At 38.0% G+C, this 16485-nt stretch carries 10 protein-coding genes; all 10 read right to left on the minus strand.

Annotated elements, in window-relative coordinates; all coding sequences use genetic code 11:
* Nucleotides 1-5: 5 nt before the first annotated feature.
* Nucleotides 6-1493, minus strand: a complete 1488-nt coding sequence (asp2, locus tag BM097_RS08815; protein WP_090548186.1) for an accessory Sec system protein Asp2 — start codon at nt 1491-1493, stop codon at nt 6-8.
* A 64-nt stretch (nt 1494-1557) separates the two neighbouring features.
* Nucleotides 1558-2586, minus strand: coding sequence for a hypothetical protein (locus tag BM097_RS08820; RefSeq protein WP_090548188.1), 1029 nt, complete (start codon nt 2584-2586; stop codon nt 1558-1560).
* Nucleotides 2587-2660: 74 nt separating this feature from the next.
* Nucleotides 2661-5477: a hypothetical protein gene (locus tag BM097_RS08825; RefSeq protein WP_090548190.1), complete on the minus strand. Its 2817-nt coding sequence runs from the start codon at nt 5475-5477 to the stop codon at nt 2661-2663.
* 157 nt (nt 5478-5634) lie between these two features.
* Nucleotides 5635-6867: a class B sortase gene (gene srtB, locus BM097_RS08830; protein ID WP_090548193.1), complete on the minus strand. Its 1233-nt coding sequence runs from the start codon at nt 6865-6867 to the stop codon at nt 5635-5637.
* Between the two features lie 5 nt (nt 6868-6872).
* Nucleotides 6873-8738, minus strand: coding sequence for a hypothetical protein (locus BM097_RS08835; protein ID WP_090548196.1), 1866 nt, complete (start codon nt 8736-8738; stop codon nt 6873-6875).
* 17 nt (nt 8739-8755) lie between these two features.
* Nucleotides 8756-9484: a hypothetical protein gene (locus BM097_RS08840; protein ID WP_090548200.1), complete on the minus strand. Its 729-nt coding sequence runs from the start codon at nt 9482-9484 to the stop codon at nt 8756-8758.
* A gap of 12 nt (nt 9485-9496) precedes the next feature.
* Nucleotides 9497-9994 carry a hypothetical protein gene (locus BM097_RS08845; RefSeq protein ID WP_090548202.1) on the minus strand — a complete coding sequence of 166 codons (498 nt, stop codon included), beginning with the start codon at nt 9992-9994 and terminating at the stop codon, nt 9497-9499.
* A 4-nt stretch (nt 9995-9998) separates the two neighbouring features.
* Nucleotides 9999-11048 carry a hypothetical protein gene (locus BM097_RS08850; protein WP_090548204.1) on the minus strand — a complete coding sequence of 350 codons (1050 nt, stop codon included), beginning with the start codon at nt 11046-11048 and terminating at the stop codon, nt 9999-10001.
* A gap of 143 nt (nt 11049-11191) precedes the next feature.
* Nucleotides 11192-12544: a SpaH/EbpB family LPXTG-anchored major pilin gene (locus tag BM097_RS08855; RefSeq protein WP_090548206.1), complete on the minus strand. Its 1353-nt coding sequence runs from the start codon at nt 12542-12544 to the stop codon at nt 11192-11194.
* Nucleotides 12545-12568: 24 nt separating this feature from the next.
* Nucleotides 12569-16387, minus strand: a complete 3819-nt coding sequence (locus BM097_RS08860) for a DUF7604 domain-containing protein (RefSeq protein ID WP_090548209.1) — start codon at nt 16385-16387, stop codon at nt 12569-12571.
* Nucleotides 16388-16485: the final 98 nt, after the last annotated feature.

Here is a 16485-nt window from a genome sequence, read left to right on the forward strand (position 1 = left end):
AAAGTTTACCTACTAAAATTCTCCTTTACGATTCTTTCGTATTGTCCCTTAAACCATGCAACAATACCCTCGGTATTATCATTGTGCCTGCCATGAAGCCCCTTACCATAAATCTGAACTCCGTAGGAATTCATCTCTGAAATCAGCTTTTCATAGGCTGTTGCATCGTAATCATCCTCAAACATATAAGAAACTATAAACTTGGTATTTCCAAAGGATGCTGACTTAAGCTTGTCCCAAAATCTTTTGTTCATCTTTTCTACAGCCGTTTCATCCAAGCTTCCCGCAAAATGCTGCAGCAAATCAAGTGAGGTTGGAAATCCCTGTGGCCTTTTTAGTCTTTCATTAGCAGCCACATCTCCAAGGCTTGCTAAAGGCTTGCCTATAAGAAGTGCATAAGGTCTTAAATCACAACCGTAATACATGGCCCCAACTGCTCCAATGGAGATACCTGATAGAATAAGCTGATCCTGGAAAAATCCTAGTTTGTTCATATAGGTTTCGATTATTTTTACTATGGTTGCTTCAAATTCCTCACTTCCTAAATAACCTCCGCCACCTTCAAAACGCTGTTCCGAAATAAGAAGAAATGGGCATCCCAGCTTTCGCATCATTTTATAGCCTTCAAAGCCCTCTTTCTTTTTATAACCGCTAAAATACACCGCAAGTGGTGGCTTCATATCACCTGGATCAAAGTACGAAAAAATCTCCTCACGGTCTGAAGTGACATGTCTTTGTCCTCCCACCAGAAAGGTGCCCTTATCAATTCTGGATACTCGTGCATGAAGAGATATGATGTCAAGCCTTCCACTACCCATTGCATTGACAGAACAAAAGATAGGCCCCTTGCCTTTGTCCCCTAGTATCACAACAGGCTGCTTTAAATCCTCCTCAGAAAACTCCCAGGAATTAATCAAATCCGAAATGGTATCTGAAAGGAACTGCTTTACCGAAAAAGATATTTCTACCCCAGCATCCTTCTTATATTCCAGCCAAAACTCTATAGCCTGATTTTCCTCAAGAATAATATTGTTTCTCCAAAATGCAGCCTGATTAAACTGCGCTCCGAAATCTCCGTTTAAGCTTAAGCTGTAATTTCCCTGCCAATTGATCTTGCCCTTGAAGCCTCTTGAAATGGAGATTTCCTGATGATTGTATTTTTCACTATTGATATAGGTAAAATAATATTTTGCATCTTCATTTAGGAATTTTTCGATATCACTTGCCACTAACACCTGGCCCATGCGTCTGTCAAACAACTGTCTGGTATTTGAATCCATATCTACAGAATCAACTACAAACAGACAATATGAATATGACATTTCATAGATTTTATCAGCCTCTTCCCTTGTAAGATTTCGCTCTAAAATAACGATTTCGTAAATATCATTAGAAAGCACCACACTATCTGTGTGCACAATGGAAATCTCCTTGGGATAGGTATATGCACTAGTCCAATCTCTACTACCTATTTGTAATATCTGTATCTTCATATAGCAATCCTCACTATACAAAAAAGCCCAGCTAGTACTAATACCAGCCAGGCATGTTTTTTAATTAGTCATCTCCTTCGGCGACCTTCCAACCCAATGCTTTATCGCAAAGTGAGAATAAGCCTGCTAGTGGAACTATGTAAAGAGCCTTTGAAAGCTGTAACACTGAATCAACCTTCTCGCCCTGTATTGCAAAAATAAATATTGCAAAAACAACTACACCTAAGTAAATGCACAAATCATCAATTTTCTCGCCTCCGACAGCTTTAATAATGATGAGTACCACAAGCAGTGGAACAAAAGCTATCCATGGAGAACCACATATAATTTTAAGTCCTTCACCTACTGAACTAAAATCTATATTTGACATATTGTAAACAAATACCTTATCGAAAAATGCTGATGCATTTTTGAAATATACCAAATAAAGAATAACTGGTGCTAACACTGTAATTATGCCTTCAGGCATTGACATCCAAAATGAACGGTAATGCTTTCCATCTACCCCATCCACCTTAAACTTAACTGCAAACATAAGAATAAGTGCAACCCACAACCAAACATATCCAGGCTGAATGAAGCATACCAAGCCTAAATCTACTGCCAATAAATATGTATGATGTGATAAATATCCTGCCTTAAGCTGACGTGCCACATGATATACAGTAAGTGTTAATACGAAGAACATAAGCTCTTCTGCGCCTGCATGAGTAAGTGCACCCCACTCAAATATTGCAAGCAATGCTGTTGCAACAAGTGCAAACAAATCTGATGTATAAAGCTTTGCGGTCTTGAACATAAATAACACTGTTGCTAACAAAATTACAACTTCCATTATGAACTGAACCACATGTGTCTCTGTAATCAAATAACCTAAGCCGTAGAACTCATATACTACCGGACCATAATGTCCATCAAGCTCTACATAAGCTAAATATCCGTCTCTAACGGAATGAGCTATATCCAAAATCTGCTGTTGAACAGGAGTAAAATCACCCTTTCCAACTGGATTAAAAGGACTTGATAATGCAACGATTAAAGCGATTACAACAATAGCCACTAATTCCAAAAATTTCTTCAACTTTACATTCATAAATACTCCCCCTTTTGGTCCATCTTTTTCGATATTCTAATAATATCACAACGTAAAGTTAAATTGTACAACTATTATTTGTCAGAATTCTTAATTTTTTTATTTTTTACTTTTCTTCTATTTATAGTAACCATTCCAGCAATTGTTCCAGCAATTGTTCCCCCAATACCTAAACCACCGTACAACCATGGTTTTCCACTGTTTTCAGTCTTTCCAGCTGCCAAAGGAGCTTCCTCATCAGCGATAGTAATTGTTTCGTCGGATTTTACCTGCTCGCTATCCATACCAGCATAAGCAACTGTTGATTCTTCTACGAAATCAGCTTCCTCATCCAACTTAACAGCAAGTGGAACCTGCTCATCAAGTCCCATTGCTGGCACCTGTGCATCCACTACTGTATGAACCTCTGTCTCTAAATCACTTACCTGTGTAGCCACTAAAGCTGCACTAGAATAAGAAATATTCTCTATGTACGTATTGCTTGCTGCTCTTTCTTTTGCTAATCTTTCGCTTTCTAATGCAAGACTTTCACTCTCACTTGCGCTGATTGATTCACTAATACTTGCTGATTCACTTAAGCTCATTGATTCACTTAAGCTTACTGATTCACTTAAGCTTACTGATTCACTTAAGCTTACTGATTCACTCAGTCTTGTTGACTCACTTAAGCTCATTGATTCACTTAAGCTTGCTGCTGTACTTTCGCTTGCACTGATTGACTCACTCAATCTTGTTGATTCACTCATGCTTGCTGCTGTACTTTCACTTGCACTGATTGACTCGCTTAGTCTTGTTGACTCACTTAAGCTCATTGACTCGCTCAGGCTTGCTGCTGTACTTTCACTTGCGCTGATTGACTCGCTTAGTCTTGTTGACTCACTTAAGCTCATTGATTCACTTAAGCTTGCTGCTGTACTTTCACTTGCACTGATTGACTCGCTCAGGCTTGTTGATTCACTTAAGCTCATTGATTCACTTAAGCTTGCTGCTGTACTTTCACTTGCACTGATTGACTCACTTAGTCTTGTTGACTCACTTAAGCTTGTTGATAATGATGCACTTAATGACTCACTAATAGAAGTACTCATAGATGTAGAAGTAGAAGCAAGCTCACTGGCTCTCTCTGAAAGTGATGTTACTTCACTTCTCTGGGCATGATATTCATCTCTTCCCTTGTTGAAATCATCAAGAGTGAAATATTTATAGCCCTTAACTCCGAAGTTTCCATCCTTGCTCTGGTTCTTTGCATTGATGTAGCTATCTGTTCCATCGTTTGCCTTTGAAACAAATCTGTGGTCAAAGCTATTGCCATAAGTTGGTAAACTTTCTTCTGTATATAATGTAATTTTTATATCTCTATACCAGTTAAACAGATTGCTCCAGAATGAATCATATAATGCTGTAAGAGTATATGTACCATCACTATTGGCTGTGATTGAAGATTTACCGTAGTCGTATTCCACATCACCAATCTTTAATGCTACATATTTTCCAAAGAAACCGCTCTTTTTTTCAAGTCTTATAGCCTTACCATCTTCAGTCACTAAAGTAGAAATAGTAGTTGCGCCTGTCTCAGTATCTGTTTTTACAATACCAAGTGTATTATCGCCCTCCGCGCTACTTCTGCAAACTCCGCCAAATCTAGCATTAGTATCTCCGTATTTAGGAGCCCACTTGCTTAAATCATGATAAATAGTTTCACTGTTTACATCCTTATAGATTCCAGACTCATATCCTGGGCTCTGCTCTTCTACTGTAGCAACCTTTGCTTCCTGATCATATTTCCATGCTGTTGTAAAAGTGCCATCCTCATTGATAGTTACGTGAACATTATCTGCAACAGCTCTACCATTTACATAATACTGACAAACAGTAGTCTCTGTTCCATCTTCTGCAGTTACAGTTTTATAATCCCAAGTAAGAACTTCACCATTGCAATTAACGTATTCAGCAGTCTTTCTTACTACCATGATTCCGTCAACTACATAAGGGTTGTCATGCTGGCTGCCTCTTTCTGGACTATCATAGAAGCCAGATACTAAAGCATTTCCATCTGAATCAACTGTTACATAGTCAAAATAAGCGTACTTTGTTTCACCTGCTGCATCTATGTATGTAACCTTAACGCTGTTTGTATCATAATCGCTAGAGTTCCAAGTGCTCTCAAGGATTTCTCCAACAATACCTTCCTGGTAGAAGGAATACTGAATCAAAAGATTTGCAAGCTTATCACCATATCCATAATAGTTATTAGAGTTAGAATCATGGTTAAGCCACTGACCTGATCTAATAGCATTATTCTGGGCATTCTTAAGCTCTACCCTTGCCTGCTCTATCTGATGAATTAAATCCTCAAGATATTCATCTTCAAGTCCTGCCTCTTCAAATGATGTGGAAGCTGCTGCATATTCTGAATCTGCCTCTGACATTGCTGTAGAAAGGCTGTCTAATTCACTTGCGAGCTCACTAGAAAGCTGTGCTGATTCTGATTCACTGGCTTCTGATGTGCTGGCCTCTGATGTGCTGGCCTCCGATGTGCTGGCCTCTGATGTGCTGGCCTCTGATTCACTTGATTCCGAAGCACTTGTCTCTGATTCACTAGCCTCTGATGTAGTGCTTTCCATATCCTTATTTACAAGCTGCGAATCTTCAAGATTAAGCTGTGCTTCTGTTTCTTCCTTGGCAGCTTCCATAGTTGTCTCTACTACTTCCTTAGCCTGTTGTTCTGTTACTTCTATAGTGAGCACTCCCTGTGCATTAGCTGTAGCTTCTTCCTCTCCAAGCTCTGCAGCATAAGCAAGATTTGCATCACCTAAAACAGATGCTCCACCAACTGTTGCACCTGTAATTGCAACTCCTTTTAATAAACTCTCAACTTTCTTTCTTGACATAACGTACCTCTCAAACAAAAAAACTGTTATAAAAAAACTATTATTTTCTTTCGCTAAGTTATACTATCACATTATTTAAGAAAATAAACAGTTTTTAATAACAGTTCTTGCCAAATTTCGGACATTCTTGCCAAAATTAAAAATATTTAATTATTATTTACTCAGCTTCCAATTCACTGTCAAGCAATACACCATGAATTGTAAATCTTCTTCCTGATGATGAGCAGGTAGAAAGAGTCACAATTTTGTCAGAGGATTTAACCTCTAAATCCTCCACTCCCTTATAGGAATGTCTCTTAAGCTCATCAATATAATCCTGAAATTCTGGTGAATCAGAATATGGTACGGTATAAACCCATGAAGCAGCATCAGTATCAAAATAAGAGAAAATCTCAAATCTCATCTTCCTCTCAGGGGTGATGATCTGAAAATACTTGTGACTGTCATAGTAGCCCTCTTCGGATTTGTAATATTTCAGAGTTCCAAACATAGATAGATTTCTCATGTTGTGGCCATAGATAATGCTGTGGCTATCAGAAAAATCAGGAAGATTGTAGCCCTCTAAAAATATAGAGCCAGCCTTTGCGTATTCCTTATTTATATCTGTTCTTAAATAAGCATCGTCATCTCCAGAATACATAATAGGATAGCTGATGTCTGTGCCCTCCACATATATCCATCCCGCCACATCAGGATTTATCTGAGTCAGCCCTGCGAAATCCACATCAAGCATATCCTCCCAATCTGTAGTCTCTTCATACTGAAGCTGTTCATTTTTAAGCTCCGCATACAGCTGATTAGATTTCTCATATCCTAAGAATATATAAATAAAGCCTGCCAGTGAGGAGAATACTATCACAAGGCCTGTCACAAGAATCACCTTTGGATTTATCTTTACGGCTTTTTCATATGTGGCTTTATCCTTTTTATCTTCACTTAAATAAGAAAGAACTGCTCCTACCACCAGCACTACTGCTGCCACCAGCTTTCCCACTGTATCTGTAAGCCAGGTGGCAATATTTCCGTAGATTGGGAAATGAGCTACCATTTTGCCAATAACATTTACATAGGCAACTGGATTAAAATCCGCAGCATTATTTGCATCACCCTTTGTAGCAATAAGCCTGTCCTCTGGATTAAGACCTACTATTCTGTGGGTTACAACGCTTGCCCCCGATTCAAAGGCTATAACATCCCCTTCAGCCAGCTCCTCGAAATCAACATTTTTTACATAGACAATGGAGCCAACTGAGATAGTAGGCTCCATTGATCCTGATATTACATTAAACGCCTGCACCCCAAAGGCCTTTGGGATTGCTATAGGTGCAATTGTAATGATAACCAATATTATTAATATATTACCGATGACTTTAAGAATCTTTGCATTCATATAGATCAGTTCTTCTCTCTCTTTTCCTTCTCTGTTCGTACTGCTGCAATCACAAAGATAAGAATGAGTACTACTCCAAGAATAGCGATTAATAAACTATATCTACGCAAAAACTCATGCTCAGCATCATCATCCAATATGCCTTTTGCAGGGTCTTCATCTGGTATATCTACCACATCTTCTCTTGCAGCTGGTACATCCTCATCTTGTATCTCTTCTACATTTTCCGCTACTTCGTCGTTTTGGTCAACTGCATTTTGATTATTTGTAGTAGGTGTATTATCTCTATTATTTACTACTCCGCCTTCATCCGCTGGATTTGGATTTTCTGTAGGCTGATAGATAATGCTATCCTGCCCCTTTACTGTGCTGTACTCAGTTCTGCTATCGTTTACATAAGTGGTACTTCCGCTTGGTGTCTTTGCCTTGGTATAAGTAAATTCGATAATCTGATTTTCCTTTAAGGATTCGATATGATAATTATTTACCTTTGGTGTATAGCCATCAATATATTTATATGGAACGTAAACCTCCTCGCCTAAGCCTCCATAATAGGTTACAGCTTCTGCCAATGGGTTTCCACCTTCATCACTATACTTTACCTGGTAAGGAACCACTGTTCCTACTCCGTAGGCTATTACATAAGAATCATCCTTAGTTACTGTAAATGCAGATTGAGTGCTTGAAGTATTGTCACCACTTCTTCTACAACCCTTAACATAATACTTGGCAACCTCTGAATCAGCCTTTTCAATCTTTACTGCATCCTTTGGATTGAAAACTATCGCATCATTATAGTTTAGATTTTTAACTGTTACGCAATCACCAGACACTGATATCTCAGCCTCTGGATTGCTTACATTCAAATATGAACCATAATCTGATTTGAAGCTTGCCCCCTCATCACCTGAGCCACCTATAATGAAACTGATTTTATAAGTGTAGCCTGCCTCTGCCTTTGTGCTAATTGTCATTGTCATTAAAAGCATTAATAGAATCATCAGAAGAGAGCTTCCTATTTTTTTTATCTTATTCATATTAAGCTCCTCCTTTTTGTCTTTTTCCAATTTGAAATAGATAACAACCAGCATAATTCCAAGGAACATTGCTATAGTACAAAGAATTATTGGTAATAGAGAATCGCCTGTTACTGGATTTGGATTTCCTCCTGCCTGAGGAACCTTAGGCTCGTCTATGGCAACTACCTGAACACCTCCCGGAGTGGTATATACTACATGATTTACTGTTGTATTTGTAACCACATTGTTCTGTGGCTTAACCACCTTTTCTGCCCCAAACTTTAAATCTAAGGTTGCCAGCTTTTTCATATAGTTGTTGTCCTGAGAATTACCATCAAGCTTTACTGTAATAATGATGGTTCCAGTCTGACCATTGGTGAGTCTTCCTACATTAAAATATGGTACCTTTCCGCTTTCAAGATTTCCAACTGCCTGTTTTAAACCAACAACTGTATTATTATCTCCACCTACAGTTTCACTATCATGGATAACAGTTTCCTGATTTCCTACCTTATAAGAAAGCTTATAGGTATAAGCACCACCTGCTGCATTGCTTTGTCCCCCACCAATGCTTTTTTCTTCCAGTGAATTGATTACATCTGTACTTACATAAAAATCTGATGTAGTTCCAGAAGCGTTTTTATAATTCACTTCAAAGGAAATTGTATCTCCTGGCATTGCACTGGTGATGGTAGACTTGCTTACATCATAGTCTGAACTAAACTTTTTACCATCATAGGTTACAGTCCAACCAGTGGTCTGTGTCTGTGCATTTACTACTGAAGTGTTTAACATTATTCCTACTCCCGCAATAACAAGAGCAAGAAACAAACTACCTATTCTATTTTTCATTGCTTGCTCCTTTCTAATTACTGAGTAGCTACATCTCCGATTTTAATAATCTTTCCATCATCTACTGCATCACATTTTGCCTTAACGCCCCATGCCGCATAAATTGCATCTTCTGCATTATGTGTCTGTACTGCATCTGCCTGAAGCTGAATATATACAAATTCTTCAGAATATAAATATTCAGTTTCTATAGATGTCTCGGTTTCTTTTGTAGAAACCAGATTTGTTATCTTGTTGTCTACACTTATACTCTTCAAAAATTCTGCTTCTTTACCACAGCCTAAAGGTGTAAGCCTGTAGTATACAGCCTGTTCTGAGGTTCCTTCAGCTTTGTTTTCATACCAACCATCTGCCACCTCAAGGTTTATCAAGGATGGATCTAAATCTGTACTCTTTCCGTCCTTGTACCAACTCTTTCTAACGACTACTCGTACATATTCACTATAGCCAGTTGCTTCATTAGAGTTATTAACAAGCTTTACACTTTCTTTGTATTTCTTACCTATTTTAAAGGAATCATCCTTTGCTACCTCTGGGAAGGTTAGTCCACCCTGTTTCCCTATGGTCACATAGCCATCATCTGTAAGCTCTTTAATCTCAACAGAGATTTCTGCAGTGGAGAAATTAACACTTTCTGCAGCTGATTGATAATCCATAGCTGCTCTTGTAGCTGAAATTGAACCAGCTGATATGATTAACAATCCTAATGCCAGAATAAGAAGAGGATTTTTATAAAATTTTTTCATATTCATCCCTCCTTAATTTCCTGTACTGTAGCTATTTTCAGTGGCTACTACTGCATTCCAGTCAGCATAGGCTTTACCATCCTGATCATACAAAACCTTGGTTGCTTCCTGAACGATGATTACATTAAAGCTGCCAGATAAGCTGTTGTTGATTCCAAGGATTAGCTGGCTTTCTGTAGCTGCCTTTGGAGCTAATGGTTTACTGTAATAGTAATAACCATCATCGCCCTTGCTCCAGCCTTCCATTTCTGTAAGAGTAATTGTGCAGCTTTCTGGAGCCAGCGCCTTTGCCCTTACAAAAATGTCGTAATCGCCTGTGTTTGTGATAGTAATCTTCTTTGTCATGTTTTCCACTTTTTCATCAATCTTTGGAATACTATCACCTAGTTTTAATTTAATCTTTCCTTCAGTTGCCACAGAGTCTGTGAAGTATGCCATGGCTGGCTTTACTGCATTTACGCTTATAAGCATTATGGCTGCAGCAACTACTAGACACCATTTTCTTTTCATATTGCTACCTCACTCTCACTTCCTGCTTTACCCTCTGACCACTTTCATCAATCCAGAACAGTTCTCCGTCATCTTCAACGAATTCATTCACTGCACTTATTCCGCCTGTAATCATCTTGCCATCATAAGTATTTTCAAAGCTTGCTGTAGGTATTGCTTTGTCAGGATCAATTATGATACCTGTAACTGTTTTTTCTCCAACTGCCTCGTAGCTTGCTCCATCATATACTTCTGTAACAGTAACTACTGCCTGGGCTGGTATATTATCAATCTGCTTTGTTTTTGTTTCTGCTTTGTCAAACTCTATCGTATATACGTTATCAAAAACCACGTTGTTATCTAGCTTTGCAACCACGCTGTAAACGAAACTTGCTTTATTATATGTTGAATTGTATTTATCTAATTTTTTACTGATTACAATGCTTCCAAATCTCTCTTTAGCTGTTGATTTAAGACTAAATTTAGGTGAATAATCCCATTCATCTGAACCCTGTTTAGATGTAATATATTCACTTGTTGGTGCCATTATCACGTAAGGAGTGAATTCGTATGTATATCTACTATCCTTTGTATTTTCTGGAACATATAGATATAAGCCTGCACCACCTTCAATAGGTACGCTATCGGTATTTGCCTCTGTGATTATCTGATTTGAATTTTCTACCTTCACTCTTTTAAGCGATATTGTATTATCACTAGCTTGATTAGCATCTTGTGCCTTTTTTACAATCTCTGTTTTAATCTGATCTACAGTAGGATTATTTCCGAGAATTCTTAAATCAATACCACTGTTTATAAACTTATCTGTAAGCTGTAATTCTCCTGTGGCATTCATGGTAGCTATTTTATAAATATCTACATTCAGTGTTCCTACAAAGTTCTTTGCAAAAACAGAGCTATCATTTTCATTAACCTCGGCAGTAAGCTTTACAGTAGCTGTGGTATCAACACGTTCTGCAGCCATTAAAGTATGGCCAAATATTAAGACGCTCATCAGTGCTGCCACTGCTATCAAACCTATTAAGTTCTTGTGTATTACTATATTTCTTTTCACTGGCGACTCCCTTCCAAGCCACTAGGCCTTTTCATAATTTATTTATACATTGACTAGAACAAAGTATTTTAAGATGCTCTCTTCTAAGCAATGTATTAATTGTCTCCCCCGCCGCCTTACTTGCGGCGGAGGGACAATTTATATTACTTAACGGATTTGTCCTTCTTATTTGCGAAGAACAAACCTGCTCCGATACTCATTAGCAGTACTCCAAATCCTGTAAATGCTGCTGTACCCTTACCACCTGTGAAAGGTAATGTAGATAGCTTTAAATCGTGCATTGTAGCTTCTGCTATCTGCTCGTTGTCAGCCATGCCAGGCTTCCACTCTGCTGTTACATCATTAGGATTAATCTTATAGCCTTCTGGTGCAACTACTTCGTGGAACTTATATGTCTTATTAGCATCAAAACCTTCTACAGTAGCTGTTCCATCAGAACCTTCTGTTGTGATTATTGTAGCATCATCTGCTTTATCTACCCATCCTGTAAGAACACCATTTTCAAGTGTTGCAAACTTTCCATCAGCGTTTACTACTACAAATCCTGCACCGGCCAAAGCCACTGAAGGGTTAGAGCCAGCTTCGTTCATCTTTGTAATCTTAAGCTTTCCTGTGTAAGATTTAACAACTGTAGCTGGATTATTTCCAATATAAGCTTTGTTTTCAATCTCTGTACCAGTTACGATTGCTACATAAGTAAGTGTAACTGTCATGTTTGCATATTTGTTATCTACTTTTGGGTCGTCACTGTTAATGATAAGTGAAGCTAAATCAATTGTAAGCTTATTACCATCTGGAGTGATTTCCATTGTTGGTGCATCCCCAACATCAACTGTAACTACTGCCTTACCTGCCGCATTTACCTTAAACTTTCCACCTGTAAGTTCATCAGTAATAACAAGTGTTGTCTGGGAACCCTTTGGTGAATAAGGAATTGTTGCTGTAAGTGTGTAGGTTACTTCATCACCAACCTGTACAAACTTATCTGTATCAGCTACTGTCTTACCTACAGTCTTAGGTGTCCTCTTTGCCTTAATTGTTGTGTCAACAAGTCCCTTTTCTTCACCTGTCTTATCATCGAATCCGATATAAGCAAGCATTGGGTTGTAATCATATCCTTCTTCTGTACCATTGATAAGATATAAGCCTGCCTTGCTAACTGTCATTGGATTAGTGAACACATCACTTGTCGATACATTTGCAGCTTTAATCGCAGCTGCTCTTGCTGATTCACTTGCTGCAATATATCCTTCAATCTGTGACTGTTCGTCATTACCAAAGCTTGCAAACAGTGCCTCGTATCCAGGAACGATTGCCCAACCAGTGGCTTTGCTTGTGTCTGCCTTTATTACCTGTGCATAAGTAAATGTAGCTCCTTCACCTGCACCGGTAATGGTAATAACAGCACTCTTTTCTGCTGCAGATGATATGATGGTCATTGAAAGCATCATCATTACAGCAAGCATAAGCGTTAATAATTTCTTTACTCTTTTCATCCTAATTCCTCCTTTGCTCCCCTGCTAAAAGACCTTCTTTATTCTCTTTCTATATCTTACGAATATAAAGGCTGAAAGTGCTATCAAGGTGAAACCTATAGCATTTGTCTTACCTGTTCCACTACCACCTGTATTTGGTAAATCGATAGCCTGTCTTTCATTCTTGTAATAGAACTTGTAAGTAATGATATTCTTATTTCTTACAACTTCACTTTCGTATGCTGTAGGCTCCGCCTGTGGAGTATATGCAGTAACTGTTGGTTTGTTCTCCTGATCAAGGACTATTTCCCAATACTCACCGCTCTTTGCATATCCTGTAGGTGCGCTAACTTCTGTAAGCATGTATGTCTTATTAGTCTTAATAACTGTGCCGCTTGCTAAGCTCCAGCTTACCTTTCCATCATCCTCATCACTTGTTCCTACGTATGCAAATTCTGGATTATCTCCTGCTTCCTTCAGTAAGAACTGTGCTCCATCAAGTCTTACACCTGATTTTCCATCTGCATCTGTCTTATAGATTTCCCATTGATATTTAAATCTAACCTGGATAACTGGATGTGGTAATTCATCCTTTATTGTATTTCCACAGAAGTCGTATGTTACTTTTGCATCTTTATTTGAATGGAAACCAGGCTTTCCAGATGATGTCCAGTTCTCTTCTGGAACATCTACATGGTCTGTAAATGGATCACCTACTGCGTTGTAAAGCTCTTCGCCGCTCTGTTGATGCTGATAATATTCTTCATAAGCTTTATCGCTTGGTACTACAATGAATGAAACTGCAAATGAATAATTAGCTGGAAGCTGATATCCTTCTGGATAAATCATCTTGATGCTTCTTGAATCCTTATCATAGTATGCGGAAACTGTATATGTAACAGTATTTCCACTTTCGTCAGTTTCATAAATATCGTACTCTGCAATATTTATTGATGTATCATCATGATTATTTACCACTTCACTAGTGGAATCGATAATACCATTTCTCCATTTACCTCTTCCTAAGTTCTGGAGCTCGTTGGCATTAGGATCATCTGCTGTAATAGGAATATTAGTATCTCTGATACCTATATAAAGTTTAGATCCATCTTTGATATCTACATAATCACTTAATGGGTCGTTTATTAATACATCCTCTGCGTGATATGCAACTGTGTTTTCAATAGTTCCGCCAGTTTCTGTTGCTGAAATAACACCTGCAAGGTCCTTAAATAATGAAACAAGCTTATCAGCGGTAACTGTTGATGTCTTCTTAGTAGTGGCTTTACTATTGTTAGTTAAGTTCGTTAAGAACCATTCGGCATTTCTGGCAACTCCATCATAGGTTTTATAGGTATCATTACCAAAATCTACACCAATTGAATAGAATGCATCTGGCTTAAGATTTTGAATAACTGCTAAAGCCTCTCTATATGCCTTTGGCTCAAAGGAATTTCCAGTTGAGTTATACCAGGTTGGTACTCCATTATCATTAAGCCAAACTGTTGAAAGACCATCTGTAAGGAATATAACTATCTTTTGAGCATCGCTATTATCATTATCTAAAATATTCTTCACCTGAAGAAGTGCAGCTTCGTAGTTAGTTCCTCCGTCATTGCCTGTATAATACCAAGCGAAATCGCTTCCTTTTACTTCATCATAGAAGGCATCTGTACTCATCCAATTTGGCGATGAAACAGCGTTAGAACCAAAATCTACAATCTTCCAACTAGCATTAACATTCTTTTTCGTCTTCATTATTTCAGCCAGAGTCTTGGAAGCCTGCTGCATATGAGACGCTCTAGAATTAGTACGCATCGAGTATGATCTATCAACAACATATGTGATATGAACATCCTTAGCTGTCATAACATCCTGAGCTTCTGTTTCATAGCTGGTTTCTTTCTTTACAATTTCAGGGCCTGTAAACTTAATCTGAATCTGATAATCGTCCGTCTTCTCGTTGTATCTAAGATATTTTGAAGAAACAGCTTCTTTTTGTGATTCAATCAGCTTGGTGTAATAGTAATTCTTTATCTTAACCTCAGTGAGCTTTCCTTCCTCTACTGTGAAGCTGTTAGATTGTCTTACCGCTTCACTTTCAGGAGCGTACTCTTTATCCTGCACACCATTTATAAAAATCTTTGTTTTAAAATTATGTATGGTGTAATCGGCCTCTGTAGATATGCCAAGCTCTGTGATTGTATATGTTCCAGGAGTAAAGGTTGCAAAATCTGCACTTTCTCCTGCCTTTAATGTAAATTTGCCTTCGCTATCAGTACTATATGTATTTTCTCCATTTTTGTATTGCTTGTTCTTAACACCATCTGAGCCAGATAACTGGAACTGGTACTCTGTGTCTGTATCAGCAGCAGGTGGTCCTGTAACTATTTTTGAAACACTAAAAGCAACATCCTTTTCATAGAACATGTAAATGATAATCTGCTGATTTTCAAATTCTAAATTACCGGCTACTTTTGTATTTCCCAAATACAGTTGTAATGAAGGGTAATAATACGTTCTTCCCGAAGAATAGACTCTAGTAAATGTGTATCTAAAATTATCAAATTTAACCATCTCACCATTTACCATGTAGCCAGCTTCAATGAATCTGTACCCTTCAATACTATCTTTGAACTGTTCTACATTATCAGAACGATCTGTATCTCTTGTTATTGTAAATGGCTTAGTGGTCTCATCCTGAATATTAACTAAATTATCACCATCTTTAGTAATGCTATCAAAGTAAATATTAATGGTTTCTTCCTGATAATTTGTCTTATAAACAAATACATATGGTGAAAATGAATCGTTGGTAAACTCAGCCCTAGTAAGCACACTATTGCTATCAATTTCAAGTATAGCCTTATCAGTTCCAGTTAGTGTTTCCACTGTCTGAGTTTCTTCATCAATATGTAGTAAACTAATATCGATACTTTCTATCTTATCTTTTTTCTCATCACCAATCGGATTAACCTGCTTCTTATATTCCATCGAAACTGTTACATCACCATTTGGTTCTATAACTTCATTTGTTTCAATAGATACAAAGCTAATGTCATAAGCTACAAAAGCTAATGATTCATAATAATCTATTTCAGTATTTTCTACTACTTTATCCTTAACCTGATTAAACGCATCAACAGTTTCCTCTACATCAGCCTTAATAGGTGTAACCTTAAGATCGGCATTTTCAGGAACTGCTCCGCTTACCTTTACGATGACTTCATCATCTTCGTAAGTAAGAATAGGTTCTGGAGGTCTGTGGTAACCACATTTAATACATACGCCTTCGTCATTGTATTCACAGCTTTCTGTGTACTCTTCGAATTCTTCCCCTTCTTCTAAGTTGTCACAGGTAACTGTATGTGTGCCATCCTTGTTTGACTTGTAGCTATATTCTTTTTCCTCTTCCTTTGCTTCCTCATCCACTTCTTCATCTTCTTCATCTTCAGCAGCTTCATCCAGGTTTTCATCGTCACTGAAGATTTCCTCGATAGTCTCTTTTATTTCTTCAACTATAGGAACGATGACATCCTGTACTATGCCCTCACCCGATGTTCCCTCTGGTGAAGTAGCTTCAGGTGAAGTAGCTTCAGGTGAAGTAGCTTCAGGTGAAGTAACCTCTCCAGTAGTGTCTGTAGGAATATCTGCTTCAGCTCCAGGCTCACTTGCTGGCTGGGCGTCCAAAGCATCAGCTTCTACATCATTGGCAGGCTCCGTTACTTCTGCAGTTACCTCTTCTACGATTGGGACTGGCGTCGCAATCTCAAGTTCTGCGTATGCGCTTGCTGACATTGATGAATATAATGCGATAACAAGAGTAAATGATATGATTCTATTGAATAAACGATTTCTTTTCATATAATTATTCCTCTCTAAACACGAACCATAGGGAGCAAAAAAGTTATATTGGATAACTTTGTATGGTGAGTATAACAAGTATTTTGTGACAAGTCTGT

The sequence above is a fragment of the Pseudobutyrivibrio sp. OR37 genome (assembly GCF_900113655.1).
GTDB lineage: Bacteria > Bacillota > Clostridia > Lachnospirales > Lachnospiraceae > Pseudobutyrivibrio.

Coding starts and splice junctions, on each gene's coding strand:
- BM097_RS08840 (WP_090548200.1), bottom strand. CDS start 9,484: ATGAAAAAATTTTATAAAAATCCTCTTCTTATTCTGGCATTAGGATTG.
- BM097_RS08835 (WP_090548196.1), bottom strand. CDS start 8,738: ATGAAAAATAGAATAGGTAGTTTGTTTCTTGCTCTTGTTATTGCGGGA.
- BM097_RS08825 (WP_090548190.1), bottom strand. CDS start 5,477: ATGTCAAGAAAGAAAGTTGAGAGTTTATTAAAAGGAGTTGCAATTACA.
- BM097_RS08845 (WP_090548202.1), bottom strand. CDS start 9,994: ATGAAAAGAAAATGGTGTCTAGTAGTTGCTGCAGCCATAATGCTTATA.
- BM097_RS08820 (WP_090548188.1), bottom strand. CDS start 2,586: ATGAATGTAAAGTTGAAGAAATTTTTGGAATTAGTGGCTATTGTTGTA.
- BM097_RS08855 (WP_090548206.1), bottom strand. CDS start 12,544: ATGAAAAGAGTAAAGAAATTATTAACGCTTATGCTTGCTGTAATGATG.
- srtB (WP_090548193.1), bottom strand. CDS start 6,867: ATGAATGCAAAGATTCTTAAAGTCATCGGTAATATATTAATAATATTG.
- BM097_RS08860 (WP_090548209.1), bottom strand. CDS start 16,387: ATGAAAAGAAATCGTTTATTCAATAGAATCATATCATTTACTCTTGTT.
- asp2 (WP_090548186.1), bottom strand. CDS start 1,493: ATGAAGATACAGATATTACAAATAGGTAGTAGAGATTGGACTAGTGCA.